Source organism: Mycolicibacterium rutilum (assembly GCF_900108565.1).
GTDB classification, from domain to species: Bacteria; Actinomycetota; Actinomycetes; order Mycobacteriales; family Mycobacteriaceae; genus Mycobacterium; species Mycobacterium rutilum.
Genome location: NZ_LT629971.1, coordinates 239,899 through 252,981, shown reverse-complemented (window position 1 = coordinate 252,981; position 13,083 = coordinate 239,899). Strand labels below are relative to the sequence as shown.

Genomic DNA, 13,083 nt, shown 5'->3' with positions numbered 1-13,083 from the left:
TTCGCGCTAGGGCCTGACGCGCCGCAATGCCTCCCGGAATGCCCGGTTCGGATAAGCATCCGGCAGCACCGCCGTGACGTCTCGCACCGCCTCGTCCACTCCCACACCCCGGAGCCGCGCGCCGTACAGCGCGCCGATGGTCGGTGTGCGGCTGTACGCGGCGACGCAATGCACCAGCACCGTGCGTCCCTCACCGCGCAGCTCTTCGATCGAACGCACTGCGTCCAGGAGTACGAAGTCCAGGTGCGGGTTCTCGTCATGGCTCGTCCGGTCGATCAACCGAATCTCGACGTGCGGCATGTCCCGGCGCATGTCGTCGTCGCTCACCCGGCACAGCGACACCACCGCATCGACATCTGGCGGCAGATCCCGCAGCACGCCGATGCCGCCCAGCACGACGCCTTCGTCGTAGGGGTGGCGTGCGCAGGTGTCGATCGCCGAACCGGGGTAGGAGTAGTCGAACAGATCGGGCTTCCCTCCGCGCTCGATCGCCGACCCCAGTGCTACCAGGTCATGGGCGGTGATGTTCGGCCAGCCGTGCAACACCCGGCGCCATGCGCTCGGGATCGCCGACGCTCCATACGCCGCGCCCAGCAGGCCGCCGGCGATCGCCGCCACCGTGTCGGTGTCATACCCAGCGCGGACCGCGGCGTCCAGCGCCAGCCGTAGATGGTCCGCGCGGAACGATCCGGCTCCGGGCTCGTCCGCGGGCACCGGCGTCGTCGCAATAGCCGACCACGCCGCCTGCATCGCGGCGACCACCCAACCGTTGTTGGGGAACGACGCGGGCGCGGCGGACTCGGCGGCGTCCAGACGTGCGGCCCAGAGATCACGACGGTCGGCGTCGATGTGCTGCGACCCGATTCGCACATCGAGCTCACTGGTGAGCACCGCATGCCGTATCGCGCAGCACCACAGCACGCAGGCGTCGCCGGCGTCGTCGTCGTAATGGGTCAGCTCGCTGACAGCACGCGCAGCCTCCACCATTGCGTCCTCGTCATCGAGATAGGCCAGTGCCATCGGGGCGGTGCGCATCAGCGAGCCGTTGCCCGCCGTGCGGCCGGTCTGCCGGTGCAGCGACTCGGACGCGGCGCGTGCATCGGCGGCAGTGATCTGTCCGCCGCGCGATGCAGACTGCAAGACGGAACGCGTCTGTAAGCCAACATCTTTGGCTGTGTGCGACCAGTCGAGCCACCGGCTGACGATCGCGTCCTGCGCCGTTTCGTGCCGTAGGTCCGCGCCGGTCGCCGCGACCTCGGCGATTGCGATTGCCATCGATGTGTCATCGGTCCACTCACCCCGCTGCCATGGACCACCACCGACCATCGCCACCTCGAGCTCCGGTCCGCGTGGCGGCTGAAACTCGTACGGCGCACCCAGTGCATCCCCCGCAGCGGTGCCCAGCAGCACACCTTCTACACGATCGTTGTACGACGTCATATGCTCCGCCTCCTCCCGCAAACCATATTGAGCAGATCTGCGCTAATTGTCAAACACTGTACGCTGAGGCTCCGACATGACCGAGAACGTCTACCGAGACACCAGCGGGCGGAAGCTGACCGACTACCCGCGACCCTCGGTTGCCGTCGACACCGCCGTTCTCACGCTCGACCCGGATCGCGGACTGGTCGTGCTCGAAGTACGCCGTCCGAAAGGGACCGGCTGGGCGCTGCCGGGCACCTTCGTCCACGAAGGGGAGACACTCGCCAAAGCCGTCGACCGGTCACTGCGGGCCAAGGCCAATGTGCGCGGTCTGCACCCGCGCCAACTCCATGTCTTCGACGACCCCGCGCGCGACGACCGCGGGTGGGTCCTGTCGGTCGCCCACGTGCAGGTGGTCCGGCGGGACCAACTGGCGGACCGGTTCGCCGAGACCACCAGGCTCATGCCGGTCGACGGACCCGGGCGGCTCCCGTATGACCACGCCGACATCATCGAACTGGCCGTCGGCGATGTTCGTGCGCACTATCTCGAGAAGCCGGATCCGGACGGACTCCTCGGCGACGCGTTCACCCTCCGGGACCTACGTATGGCCCACGAGGCGATCGCGGGACAGCCGCTGCAACGCGACACCTTCCGGCGCGCGATGGAGCCGCACCTCGTCGCCACTGGCATGAGTGCCGCCCGCGGCAGGGGTCGTCCCGCGGAGCTGTTCCGACGACGACGCGCGTAATCTCCGCGATTTGCTGTCGAGTGCGGGAAGCCGAGCATCGGCGAGGGCCGGTGAGCGCTACAAGTGGAGCTTTCGCTGTCAGCAATTGTCGGTCTGCACAGGTAAAATGGCCGTACGTGCGATGAGACCGCGATACAAGGGGGTGCTTCCACTGCTCGATGCCATGACCCGGTGGCCGGTTTGCGGGAGGTGTTGCGAGGTCGCCTACTTCTCATGGATGGGTGGTTCGCACGACTGCGAACAGAGGTCGGCGGACACGGAGCGGCTGGAGGTCGTCCTGCCCGAGCCGCCGATGTACTGGGAGTGTGGGACCGCTCGCCGTGGCCGGTTCAATCAGCAGATCATGATCGATGACAACCAGCTGACACATCTCGTGAGGTTCTTCGAGCGGGTGCACGACGACGGAGAGGTGTCGCGCCTGCGCGTGTCCGTTCGTGCCGGCACCCTTCAGTTCTTCGCAGCACCTTGGATGTACAGCGCAGAGGTGGGCTACTCCGAGTCGGAATGCTAGAGATGGTGGTCGTTCAGGCTTCGCGGACGTGAGTCTATGAATCAGCCGAGAACCGGCCGTCGGCGAGACGTCTGAGCGCTCTGCCATCGGTGAGTTCGTCACGGCGATCGGCGTGCATCCAGTAGAAGCGCACCAACTTGCGAAGATCGCGCCCCTCTGGAGTGAAAGAGGCTCCCGGTAGCGTCGGGGCACTCCCGTCCGACATCACCAAGACAACCGCACTAGGCGTCTGGGCAGACTGGCCCGGAGCCATATCGGTGACGTTTGCCACCTGCGCCCAGTCGCCGCTCCGCGGTCGCCAGCCCTGAACGATCACGAATCCGTCAGGCGTCAGGCGCAGGTACTGCAAGCTACCGCGGCGAAGGGTTCGCCACAGGATCGGCGCACCCATCATCGCGATCGCCGCGCTGACGAACGGTATGGCATAGCGCATCTGCACGGGCACCGGAATGTCCACCATTCCAAGGGGACCGAATATCGCGAACAAAGCGCCCGCCACTGTCAGTCCAAGCACGGAGATCTGGATCGGTAGGTCGATGCCGCGATCTGGCCGAATCGTTGTTCCCTCACCGTCGAACTCCCCGACAGGGGATATTTTCTTGCGAACGACCTTGGCAAACGGGACGATGAGTCCTAAGCAGAACATCGCGAAACCAAGCGACACGACGGCTGCCAGAAACTCGCCCCGCCCGACGCTGAGAACTGCCCAGATCGCCGCCAAGATACCCAGAGGGCCGAAGAGTAGCGCGCAAAGGATCGCGATGGGAACGGTCTTCATTCTGGACAAACTATATTGCCGATGATGCCGCCGACATAGCCGAAAGTCCATGTGTCGGCGATGCTTCCACCCGCAGCGACAAATGGTGCGAGCTGCTCGGTTGAGGCTGCATTTTGGTGAATCCGTTGCTTATTCCCTGGAGTGCGAGTCAGTACCGGAAGGCATGATCAAGACCGGCTGCTCGCTGAACGGCTCAATAACGAGCCCCACGTTCCTCATCGCGTCGATGGAGCGATTCGTGTCGAGTACCGACTGCACGTCCCCCTCGAGGATCATGTACGCCGCTCGGTTCATCCGCTCGTAGAAGTCCCTCATCGACTCCACGCTGCGAAAGACCGGCATGTACTGAACACCCTCGCGTTGAAGCAAGAACAGCCGCTGCCCACCGTCTTTCGTGTCACCGAACGGAGTGGAGTAATAGACCTTGTCCTCCACGGCAGGCGCCGGCTCTGGCCGTTGCGTCTTTCGGAACAGACCCATCATCCCTCCACCGCCTCCGCATCGGCGTTAGCCGCACACTAACACCGCTGCGGAGGCAGTCGGAGCGCCAAATTCAGCGCGGGGGGCGGACTACGCGCGACCGCCCTGCGCGGTCGCGCGCAGCTCGCAACGATCGCGACGACCTCAAGCCCTGCGGCGGGCCATGAGCGTCGTCGGAGCGCCGACCGGGACGGCGACGGCCTGGAGCAATTGCTCGTGGTTCTCCCTGATCTCGCGGTACATCGCCTTGGACGAGCCAACCTGTTCGCGCCGTGGGGTTTTCGCTGAATTGCGGGTGGACTGCGCGAGGATCGGTGGGACCATCCGGAATCCGATGGCCGTCGCCGCGAGCAGCAGCACCAAGCCGGCCGCGAACATCCCGGCCACCGCACTTCCCGCCACCAGCGCGTACGCGCCCGTGCCCAGCGCGGCCAAGGCCAACAGCAGACAGATTGACATCGCATACCTCGGCGGAATCCGCCGCAGCACGCTCATCAAAACACTCACCTCACAAGATCCGATTCGCATAAAACGCTACGTGTAGCGTAGCGCTACGCCTAGTGTAGCGTTTTTCCGGCAAGATGCATCCCTGCAGTTCAAAGGAGGTCTGATGCCCTCGCGACCCGACGTCGACGCCGGCATCGCCGACGCCACGCTCGCGCTGCTGCGCCGCCGGGGACCCAAGGCCGTCACTGTCGAAGCGGTGGCCGCGAGCTCGGGCATCGCCAAAACCACCATCTACCGACGCCACCGCGACCGCCGCGACATGCTCGCCGCCGCGCTGACACGCGTCACCACCCCCGACCCGCTCGAGCCGGATGCCGACGCCCCCGACCGACTGCGCTGGATCATCAGCGAAGCCGTCAAGGCCATCGATGTCGGCATCGGTTTCGGCGGTCTTGCCGCGATGCTCACCGACGAGGACCCCGAATTCAACAAGCTCTTTCGCCGCATCCTCGCCGAGCAGCGCGCCGATCTGGAGTCGGTCATCGACGCGGCCGAGGCCGACGGGTCGTTTCGCGCCGACGTCGACAGCACCACCTTCATCGACGCCGTGGTCGGCGCGGTCATCGCCGAGCGCGCCCGCACCGGCCGACTCTCAAGAGGATGGGAAGCGCGACTCTTCGACCTTTTCTGGCCGGTCGTCCGCCCCTGAGCGCTACAGGTGCTGGTGAATGCCCGTCGTCCGAAACCGACTGCGGTACATGCTCGGTGACACCCCAAGCGCCCGTCGGAACGTGCGCCGCATCGTGTCCGCCGATCCGAACCCGGCCCGCCGCGCCACCGCCTCCTGCCCGTGATCACCGGTCGCCAGAAGCACTTTCGCCGCCTCCAGTCGCGCCTGCTCCACGAACCGCGCCGGCGTCATCCCGACCTGCATCCGAAACATCCGCGCCAGATGCCGCTCGCTGACCGCCGCGCGCGCCGCCATCGCCGCCAGTGAATGGTCCGCTCCGGGGTCGGCCACCACCGCGTCCAGGATCTCCCGCAGCCCCCGCGACACCGGCGCCGCCGACTCCGTCCACACACTGAACTGCGCCTGGCCGCCAGGACGCTGCAGGAACACCACCATCCACCGCGCCACTCGCCGCGCCACGTCGGGACCGTAGTCGCTCTCCACCATCGCCAGCCCGAGATCGATCCCGGCGCTGATCCCGGCCCCGGTGATGAACGGGCCGTCCTGCACGAACAGCGAGTCCGGGTCGACCTCGATCTCCGGATACGCCCGCGCCAACTCCGCACAGTGCGCCCAGTGCGTCGTCGCGCGCCGGCCGTCCAAGAGGCCCAACGCGGCGAGCACGAACGCCCCCGTGCACACCGACGCCACCCGCCGCGCCCGCGGCGCCAGCTCACCCACGATCTTCAACGCGGCCGCGACGACGTCGGGGGTCTGTTCCTCGGGGATGTCGTGCTCGCCGGGGGTGAAGTCGAAGTCCGGCGGCACGCCGCCCGGCACGATCAACGTGTCGATGCGCTCGGGCACCTCGTCGAGCGCCATGTCCACCTTCAGCGACACGAACGACGTCGTGTTCACCGCCTCACCCGTCAACGACGCCAGGATCACCCGGTAGTGCGCCCCGAAGTCGTTGGCGCGCGCGAAGATCTCCAACGGCGCCGCCACGTCCTGCAACGTCACCTTGTTGTACAGCGCGAAGACGACCGTTCGGTGGTGCCGCCGTGCTCGATCCTCGGACATATCGCTGCCCTCCCGTGATCCCAGCAAATTAGCGCGCACGTGTTACATCCGCGTTGCGCGCGTGCCGTGGTCCGGATCTGCGCGATTCGTGTCCGGTCGCGACGGCCCCAGACATTCAGCCGTTACGCCGGCGAAACCTGCTGCCGCGAACCTGAATCCACTGAATATCAGCCGTTTCCTTCAAGAAGGTGAGCCCATGGATTCTCGGACAGCCTTGACGCTGAGCATCGGCGTCCTCGGCGGGATCGCGGTCGCGTTCACCGCCGAAGTCATCACCGTACCCATCTGGGTGGTGTTCCTGGCGTGGGCGTCGTTCTTCTTCGTCGGCGGCGGCCCCGCCGGCTGGGTGCGCTCGGTGTCGTCGAACCTCGCCGGCGTCGTCATCGCCTCGGCCAGCCTGTACGCCGCGCACCTGATGGGCGGCAGCCTGCTGGTCACCGCGATCGCCGTCGGCGTCGGCAGCGCGGTCATGGTGCAGGCGTCCTGGGTGCCGCTGCTGTCGACCACGCCGGCCGTCGTCGTCGGCTTCGCCTCCACCGTCTCCACGGTCGCGGGCACCGGCAACACCATCACCGTCACCACCATCTCGCACCCCGGCCTGGTCGCCGCGGTCGCCTGCATCCTCGGTGCCTCGTTCGGGATCCTCTCCGAATACGCGGCCACCGCGATGACCAAGAAACCCGTCACCACCGAAGCCCCGGAAGGAAGCCCTGCCTGATGAAACTGCAGCACTATCTCGGCGGCCTCGAAGGCCTGCCCGAACCGCTGACGCTGGAAAAGCGTGTCTTCGTGCAGGATTGGGAGAAGCGCATCTTCGGCATCCACGTCGCGATGATGGGCCTGTCCAACCATCTCGGCTACGCGTTGCCGGCTTATCCGATCGACGAGGTGCCGACGGCGTTCAAGGACGAGTGGACGTGGGCCGATCTGCGCACCGGCGCCGAGGCGATGAACCCGTTCGACTACTTCAAGTTCCGCTATTACGAGAAGTGGCTCGGCGGCATCACCCAGTTCTTCCTCGACAAGGGCTACGTCACCGAGGAGGAGCTCGCCGAGCGGATGGCCGAGCAGGCCTCCGCGGACACCGACGGCGCCCCCGAGATCGACGACCAGGTCATCGCCTACCTGCGCCACGGCGACAGCCCCCGCCGCGACGTCGCGCACCCGAAGTTCGCCGTCGGCTCCACGGTGCGCATCACCAACGTGCCCGCCGACGCCCACAGTCGCCTGCCCGGTTATCTGCGCGGGCGCACCGGCACCGTGGAACGCGTCTTCGAGGGCGACTACGCCTACTTCGTCCACACCGGCGACGGCATCGGCGATCCCATGCCGATCTACATCGTCGCGTTCGACCCGGCGGAGATCTGGGGCCCGCGCGCCGAGGACGGCCCGCTGAGCCTGTACGCCGAGCTGTTCGAGGCCTATCTGGAACCGATCGAGGAGGAAGCATGACCGCCCAGTTCGCCTACCCGCCCGACCGCGAGGAGGCCAGCGCGAAAAAGGTTGCCGCACTGGAGTCTCTGCTGATCGAGAAGGGCGTCATCACCCCGCAGACCGTCGACAAGGTGCTCGCCTACTTCGAGACCGAGATGACCCCCCTCAACGGCAAGAAGATCGTCGTCAAGGCGTGGACCGACCCGGAGTTCGCCGAGAAGGTCGTCACCGACACCCCCGCGGCCATCGCCGAACTCGACTTCCCCGACGGGATGGCCGGCGCCGAGGGGGAGCACCTGCAGGCCGTCGCCAACACCCCGGGCGTGCACAACCTGGTGATCTGCACGCTGTGCTCATGCTTCCCCTGGCCGGTGCTCGGGCTGCCGCCCTACTGGTACAAGGATCCGACGTTCCGGTCGCGCGCCGCCCGCGAACCGCGCAAGGTGCTCGCCGAGGTCGGCCTCGACCTGCCCGCCGACACCGAGATCAAGGTGTGGGACTCCAGCGGACACTCCCGCTGGTTCGTCATCCCCGAACGGCCCGCCGGCACCGAGGATTTCACCGACGAGATGCTGATGGACCTGGTGACCACCGAGTCGATGATCGGCGTCGCGGCGGCGGGACCCACGTCATGAAGCTGCACGAGACCTGCACCACCGACCAGGCCGCGCCGCAGTTCGACCACGAGTGGCAGCGCCGGGCGTTCGGCCTGGCGCTCGCGCTTTCGGAGTTCCGCCACTACGACTGGAGCGAGTTCCAGCAGGAGCTGATCGCCACGATCGGGGACTGGGAGAGCAAGCCGGAAAGCCAACGGGGACAGTGGGAGTACTACGACCACTGGGTCGCCGCGCTCGAACAGCTCGTCGACCGCCACGAGCTGCTGACCGCCCCGGTGCTCACCGACGCCAACGACCACGCCCTCGCGCACGACCACGACCACTAGGGAGACCCCACGATGACCAGCCTCAATCCCGCCGTCGCCGCTCCGCGGGTCAACCCGGCCGCCTTGGCCACCCCCGCCCGGTTGGCGGCGCTCACGATGCTCGCGCTGATCGCCTACTACTTCGTCGGCTACGACCAGGGCGCGGTGTCGGTGTTCGGCTCCGACACCCACATCCACGAGTTCCTGCACGACGCCCGCCACCTGCTGGGATTCCCATGCCACTGAACGCCGTTCGCTACCTGGTGCCCGGCCTGGTGGCCGGTCTCGTGGCATTCGTCTTCAGTCGGCTGATGATCGCGCCGCTGATCGCCGCCGCGATCGAGTACGAAGGCGCGCGCGAGCACGCCGAGGAACACCTCGGCGGCGGCCATTCGCACGGCCATGAGCTGTTCACCCGCGCGGTGCAGGAGAACCTCGGCGCCGCAACAGGAATCGTGATGTTCGGGGTGATCATGGGGGTGCTGTTCGCCGTCGCGTACGGCGTGCTGCGCACGGTGTTGGAGCGCCGCGGATTTCAGCCGGATCAGACCGCGCTGGCGCTGCTGCTCGCGGCGGGGATGTTCGTCGCCGTCGCGCTGTTCCCGGGACTCAAGTACCCGGCCAACCCGCCCAGCGTCGGCCTGGACGACACCGTGGCGGCGCGCAGCTCGGCGTTCCTGACCATCACGGCGGTGTCCGTCGTGGCCGCGGCCGTCGCGGTCGCGGTCGGCGTGGCTTGGGCACGGCGGTGGGGCGCGTGGCGCTCGGGTGCGGCCGCGGTCGGCGGGTACCTCGCGGTGATGCTGTGCGCGATGGTCCTGCTGCCGAGCTTCCACGAGGTGCCCGGACCGCTCAGCGGGCCGGACGGCTTGCTGCTCGACGGCTTCCCGGCGCAGGTGCTGGCCGACTTCCGGGTCTACTCGCTGCTCAACCAGGCGCTGATGTGGCTGGTGATCGGTGCGGCGTTCGCGGCCCTGCACCGTCGGGCCCCGAAACGAGCGGGTCTTGCGTTGACGGGTTGAGCGCACCGGCGCGGTGGCACACTGACACCGGTGAACAACCGTCTCGCCGCCGCCGTCGACTTCCACTTCGACGTCATGTGCCCGTACGCGTACCAGACGTCGCGCTGGATCCGCGAGGTGCGCGACCTGCGCGGTGTCGAGGTGAACTGGCGCTTCTTCAGCCTCGAGGAGATCAACCGTCAGGACGGCAAGAAGCACCCCTGGGAACGGGAGTGGTCCTACGGCTGGTCGATGATGCGCATCGGCGCGCTGCTGCGCCGGCACTCGATGGCCGACCTCGACAGGTGGTACGAGCGGGCCGCGCGTGCGCTGCACGTCGAGGGGCGTAAACCGCACGAAAAGTCCGTCGCCCGCGCACTTTTGGAGGAACTCGGCCTCGACCCCGGCCTGGTCGACCAGGCCATCGCGGACCCGACGACCAACGACGAGGTGATGGCCGACCACCAGCGCGTCGTCGATGCCGACGGCTACGGGGTGCCGACCCTGTTCTTCCCCGACGGGCAGTGCCTGTTCGGGCCGGTGCTCATAGATCCGCCGACCGGTGCGGCGGCGTTGCGGCTGTGGGACGCCGTCGTCGCGTGGACCGAGTTCCCCCATCTCTACGAGCTGCAGCGGCCCAAGACGCCCGCCGATCAGCAGGCGATCGCCGAGACCTTCCGCCCGTACCTGGAGGCCAGGGACTGGGTGTCGATCAACCGTGGCAAGGTCGTCACATTCGAAAGCAAAGGAGCTTCAGATGGGGTTTGAGCGGATCGACGACCTGCTGAAGGGGGTGACCGCTGACGGTTCGCTGCACGGCATCGCCGCCACGGTCGTCGGCCGCGACGGCGTGCTGTACGAGGGCGCGGCCGGCGACGCAGGACCCGACTCGATGTTCCGCAACGCGTCGATGACCAAGGCCGTCGCGACCACCGGGGCGCTGCAGCTCGTCGAGCAGGGCCGCGTCGACCTCGATGCGCCGGTCGCGTCGATCGTGCCCGAGTTCGGCGACCTCCAGGTGCTCGACGGCTTCGACGGCGATGAGCCGATTCTGCGTGCCCCCAAGACGCAGGCCACGGTCCGCCAGCTGATGACCCACACGGCCGGCTGCGGCTACCACTTCCTCAATGACAAGCTCTACCGGTACTGCACCGAATTCGGGTTCCCGCATCCGTTTACGGGCCTCAAGCAGAGCATCAGCGCTCCGTTGGTCCACGACCCCGGCACGGTCTGGGAGTACGGCGTGAACACCGACTGGATCGGCGTCGTCGTCGAGGCGGTGAGCGGCCAGCCGCTGAGCGACTACCTCGCCGAACACGTGTACGGACCGCTCGGCATGACGGATTCGACGTTCGCCCCGACCGCCGAGCAACGCGCGCGGCTGCTGCCGGTCTACTCGAGGGCGGCCGACGGCAGCCTGGTGCCGAGCGAGATCGATTTGCCGCGCGACGCGGAATGGGACGCGGGCGGGCACGGGTCGTACGGGACGCTCACCGACTACGGGCGGTTCGTGCGCGCCTGGCTCAACGGCGGCGAACTCGACGGCACCCGCATCCTCAAGCAGGAGACCGTCGAGCTGGCGCTGCAGGACCACCTCAACGGCGCGCCGCTGCCGGAAAAGATGGAGCCGACGATGCCCGAGCTGGCCAAAGCCGTCGAGCCGCTGCCGGTTCCGCAGGGCTGGGGCCTCGGGTTTCACCTCTATCACGTCGACCTGCCCGGCATGCGCAGCGCCGGCTCGGGCGACTGGTCGGGACTGTTCAACAGCTTCTTCTGGATCGACCGCGCGGCGGGGATCAGCGGGATCATCGCGACGCAGCTGCTGCCGTTCTTCGACGACAAGATGGTCGAGACGATCCTCGGCTTCGAAGCCGCGGTCTACGCCGGGCTCTAGTTCGTTCGCCGAGTTCTACGTGAGGGTCGCGATCTTGGGGCAATCACGACCCTGGCGTAGAACTCGCGGCGCGGCGCTCTCGGGCTAAGCGGCGACCAGTGAGCCGAGCTCGATGTCGGGGTTGTCGCGCTGGAAGCCCTCGAGCCGCCACGGCGTGGAGAACAGCACCAGCATGACGCCGTCGCTGCGGGTGAGCACCTCCGCGGAGACCTGCTTGTTCATGAACTCGGCGTCGGCGGGGTCGACGGTCCGCGCGACCTGATACGGCAGCGACTCCAACGCGATCGGCGTGTTGAACTCGGCGGCCATCCGGTGCACGGCCACCTCGAACTGCATCGGGCCGACGGCGGCGAACACCGGCGCCTGCTCGCCGCGCTTGTCGCTGCGCAGCACCTGCACAACGCCCTCCTGCTCGAGTTGCTCGATGCCGCGGCGGAACTGCTTGTGCTTGCTCGGATCGGTGCCGCGGGCGACCGCGAAGTGTTCGGGGGAGAAGCTCGGGATCGGCGGAAACTGCACGGGCACATCGCGATACAGCGTGTCGCCGGGGCGCAGCGCCTGGGCGTTGGCCAGGCCGATCACGTCGCCGGGCCACGCGTCGTCGAGCGTGGAACGCTGCTGGCCGAACACCGACTGGGCGTACTTGGTGACGAAGGGCTTGCCGGTGGCGGCGTGGGTGAGCACGTCGCCGCGCTCGAATGTCCCGGAGACGACGCGCGCGTAGGCGATGCGGTCGCGGTGCGCGGTGTCCATGCCGGCCTGCACCTTGAAGACGAACGCGCTGAACGGTGCATCGGGGGCGCGCCGCTCGCCGTCGACGTCCTGGGCCCCACTCGGGGACGGCGCCAGCTCGACGAGCACGTCGAGCAGCTGGTTCACGCCGAAGTTCAGTGCGGCCGACGTGAACAGCGTCGGCGACGCGGTTCCGGCGAGGAACGCGTCGCGGTCGTAGTCGCCGTCGTCGGCGCTCAGCAGTTCGGACTCCTCGACTGCGGTGTCCCAGTCGTCGCCGGCGGCCGCGTGGGCGGCGTCGGCGGGAATGTGTTCTTCGGGGGCGGCGGTCGCACCGCCGGCGGTGCGGGTGAACCGGATGAACTGTCCGCCGCGACGGTCCAGCACGCCCTTGAAGTCGCCGGCGATGCCGACCGGCCAGGTCAGCGGAGTGGGCTTGAGGCCGATGCGGGTCTGGATCTCATCGATCAGCTCCAGGGCGTGGCGGCCCGGACGGTCCCACTTGTTGATGACCGTGATGATCGGGATGCCGCGGTGCTTACACACCTGGAACAGCTTGAGCGTTTGCGGCTCAAGACCTTTCGCCGCATCGATGAGCATCACCGCGCAGTCGACCGCCGTCAGCACCCGGTAGGTGTCTTCGGAGAAGTCGGCGTGGCCGGGCGTGTCGAGCAGGTTGATGACGCAGTCGCGGTACGGGAACTGCAGCACCGTCGAGGTGATCGAGATGCCGCGGGCCTTCTCCATCTCCATCCAGTCCGACACCGTCGAGCGGCGGCCCGCCTTGCCGTGGACCGCGCCGGCCTCGGTGATGACGCGGGCATGCAGGGCCAGCGCCTCGGTCAGCGTGGACTTGCCGGCGTCGGGGTGGCTGATGACGGCGAAGGTGCGGCGGCGACCCGCCTCGGTGGAGATACGGGCAGGTGGGGCGCTCGGCGGAGCGGGGGCGATGTCGGTCATG

At 67.6% G+C, this 13,083-nt stretch carries 17 protein-coding genes; 11 read left to right on the top strand and 6 right to left on the bottom strand.

What is annotated here, in order from left to right:
* Positions 1-6: 6 nt before the first annotated feature.
* On the bottom strand, positions 7-1,440 hold the full coding sequence (locus BLW81_RS01200) for an ADP-ribosylglycohydrolase family protein (protein ID WP_083405606.1): 1,434 nt from the start codon (positions 1,438-1,440) through the stop codon (positions 7-9).
* A gap of 76 nt (positions 1,441-1,516) precedes the next feature.
* On the opposite strand from BLW81_RS01200, the gene BLW81_RS01195 reads away from it, so the two are divergent.
* Positions 1,517-2,173, top strand: coding sequence for an NUDIX hydrolase (locus tag BLW81_RS01195; RefSeq protein ID WP_083405605.1), 657 nt, complete (start codon positions 1,517-1,519; stop codon positions 2,171-2,173).
* A gap of 217 nt (positions 2,174-2,390) precedes the next feature.
* Positions 2,391-2,684, top strand: coding sequence for a hypothetical protein (locus BLW81_RS01190; RefSeq protein WP_157897531.1), 294 nt, complete (start codon positions 2,391-2,393; stop codon positions 2,682-2,684).
* Positions 2,685-2,718: 34 nt separating this feature from the next.
* On the opposite strand, the gene BLW81_RS01185 is transcribed toward BLW81_RS01190, so the two are convergent.
* From BLW81_RS01185 to BLW81_RS01175, 3 genes are all read right to left on the bottom strand, one after another.
* A complete protein-coding gene (locus BLW81_RS01185) occupies positions 2,719-3,462 on the bottom strand; it encodes a hypothetical protein (protein WP_083405603.1) in 744 nt (247 codons plus the stop codon).
* A 129-nt stretch (positions 3,463-3,591) separates the two neighbouring features.
* Positions 3,592-3,942: a hypothetical protein gene (locus BLW81_RS29565; protein ID WP_083410246.1), complete on the bottom strand. Its 351-nt coding sequence runs from the start codon at positions 3,940-3,942 to the stop codon at positions 3,592-3,594.
* Positions 3,943-4,086: 144 nt separating this feature from the next.
* On the bottom strand, positions 4,087-4,437 hold the full coding sequence (locus tag BLW81_RS01175) for a hypothetical protein (RefSeq protein ID WP_157897530.1): 351 nt from the start codon (positions 4,435-4,437) through the stop codon (positions 4,087-4,089).
* A 115-nt stretch (positions 4,438-4,552) separates the two neighbouring features.
* On the opposite strand from BLW81_RS01175, the gene BLW81_RS01170 reads away from it, so the two are divergent.
* Positions 4,553-5,098, top strand: a complete 546-nt coding sequence (locus BLW81_RS01170) for a TetR/AcrR family transcriptional regulator (protein ID WP_083405601.1) — start codon at positions 4,553-4,555, stop codon at positions 5,096-5,098.
* A gap of 3 nt (positions 5,099-5,101) precedes the next feature.
* On the opposite strand, the gene BLW81_RS01165 is transcribed toward BLW81_RS01170, so the two are convergent.
* Positions 5,102-6,139 (bottom strand): GlxA family transcriptional regulator, encoded by a 1,038-nt coding sequence (locus tag BLW81_RS01165; RefSeq protein ID WP_083405600.1) that lies wholly within the window; start codon positions 6,137-6,139, stop codon positions 5,102-5,104.
* A 196-nt stretch (positions 6,140-6,335) separates the two neighbouring features.
* Here BLW81_RS01165 and BLW81_RS01160 point away from each other — a divergent pair, with 196 nt between their 5' ends.
* The 8 genes from BLW81_RS01160 to BLW81_RS01125 are packed head-to-tail and all read left to right on the top strand — an operon-like array spanning position 6,336 to position 11,390.
* On the top strand, positions 6,336-6,857 hold the full coding sequence (locus BLW81_RS01160; protein ID WP_083405599.1) for a DUF1097 domain-containing protein: 522 nt from the start codon (positions 6,336-6,338) through the stop codon (positions 6,855-6,857).
* A complete protein-coding gene (gene nthB, locus BLW81_RS01155) occupies positions 6,857-7,591 on the top strand; it encodes a nitrile hydratase subunit beta (RefSeq protein ID WP_083405598.1) in 735 nt (244 codons plus the stop codon). Before BLW81_RS01160 ends, nthB begins: the two co-directional genes overlap by 1 nt.
* Positions 7,588-8,208, top strand: a complete 621-nt coding sequence (gene nthA, locus BLW81_RS01150; RefSeq protein WP_083405597.1) for a nitrile hydratase subunit alpha — start codon at positions 7,588-7,590, stop codon at positions 8,206-8,208. Before nthB ends, nthA begins: the two co-directional genes overlap by 4 nt.
* Entirely contained in the window at positions 8,205-8,516 is a 312-nt protein-coding gene (locus BLW81_RS01145) for a nitrile hydratase accessory protein (RefSeq protein ID WP_083405596.1), read from the top strand. Before nthA ends, BLW81_RS01145 begins: the two co-directional genes overlap by 4 nt.
* Positions 8,517-8,528: 12 nt before the next feature.
* Positions 8,529-8,741 carry a CbtB domain-containing protein gene (locus BLW81_RS01140; RefSeq protein WP_083405595.1) on the top strand — a complete coding sequence of 71 codons (213 nt, stop codon included), beginning with the start codon at positions 8,529-8,531 and terminating at the stop codon, positions 8,739-8,741.
* Positions 8,732-9,517 (top strand): CbtA family protein, encoded by a 786-nt coding sequence (locus BLW81_RS01135; RefSeq protein ID WP_083405594.1) that lies wholly within the window; start codon positions 8,732-8,734, stop codon positions 9,515-9,517. Before BLW81_RS01140 ends, BLW81_RS01135 begins: the two co-directional genes overlap by 10 nt.
* Positions 9,518-9,547: 30 nt before the next feature.
* A complete protein-coding gene (locus BLW81_RS01130) occupies positions 9,548-10,264 on the top strand; it encodes a mycothiol-dependent nitroreductase Rv2466c family protein (RefSeq protein ID WP_083405593.1) in 717 nt (238 codons plus the stop codon).
* Positions 10,254-11,390, top strand: a complete 1,137-nt coding sequence (locus tag BLW81_RS01125) for a serine hydrolase domain-containing protein (protein WP_083405592.1) — start codon at positions 10,254-10,256, stop codon at positions 11,388-11,390. Before BLW81_RS01130 ends, BLW81_RS01125 begins: the two co-directional genes overlap by 11 nt.
* Before the next feature lie 84 nt (positions 11,391-11,474).
* Here BLW81_RS01125 and BLW81_RS01120 read toward each other — a convergent pair whose 3' ends face one another.
* Positions 11,475-13,082 carry a peptide chain release factor 3 gene (locus tag BLW81_RS01120; RefSeq protein ID WP_083410245.1) on the bottom strand — a complete coding sequence of 536 codons (1,608 nt, stop codon included), beginning with the start codon at positions 13,080-13,082 and terminating at the stop codon, positions 11,475-11,477.
* Between the last annotated feature and the right edge of the window lies 1 nt (position 13,083).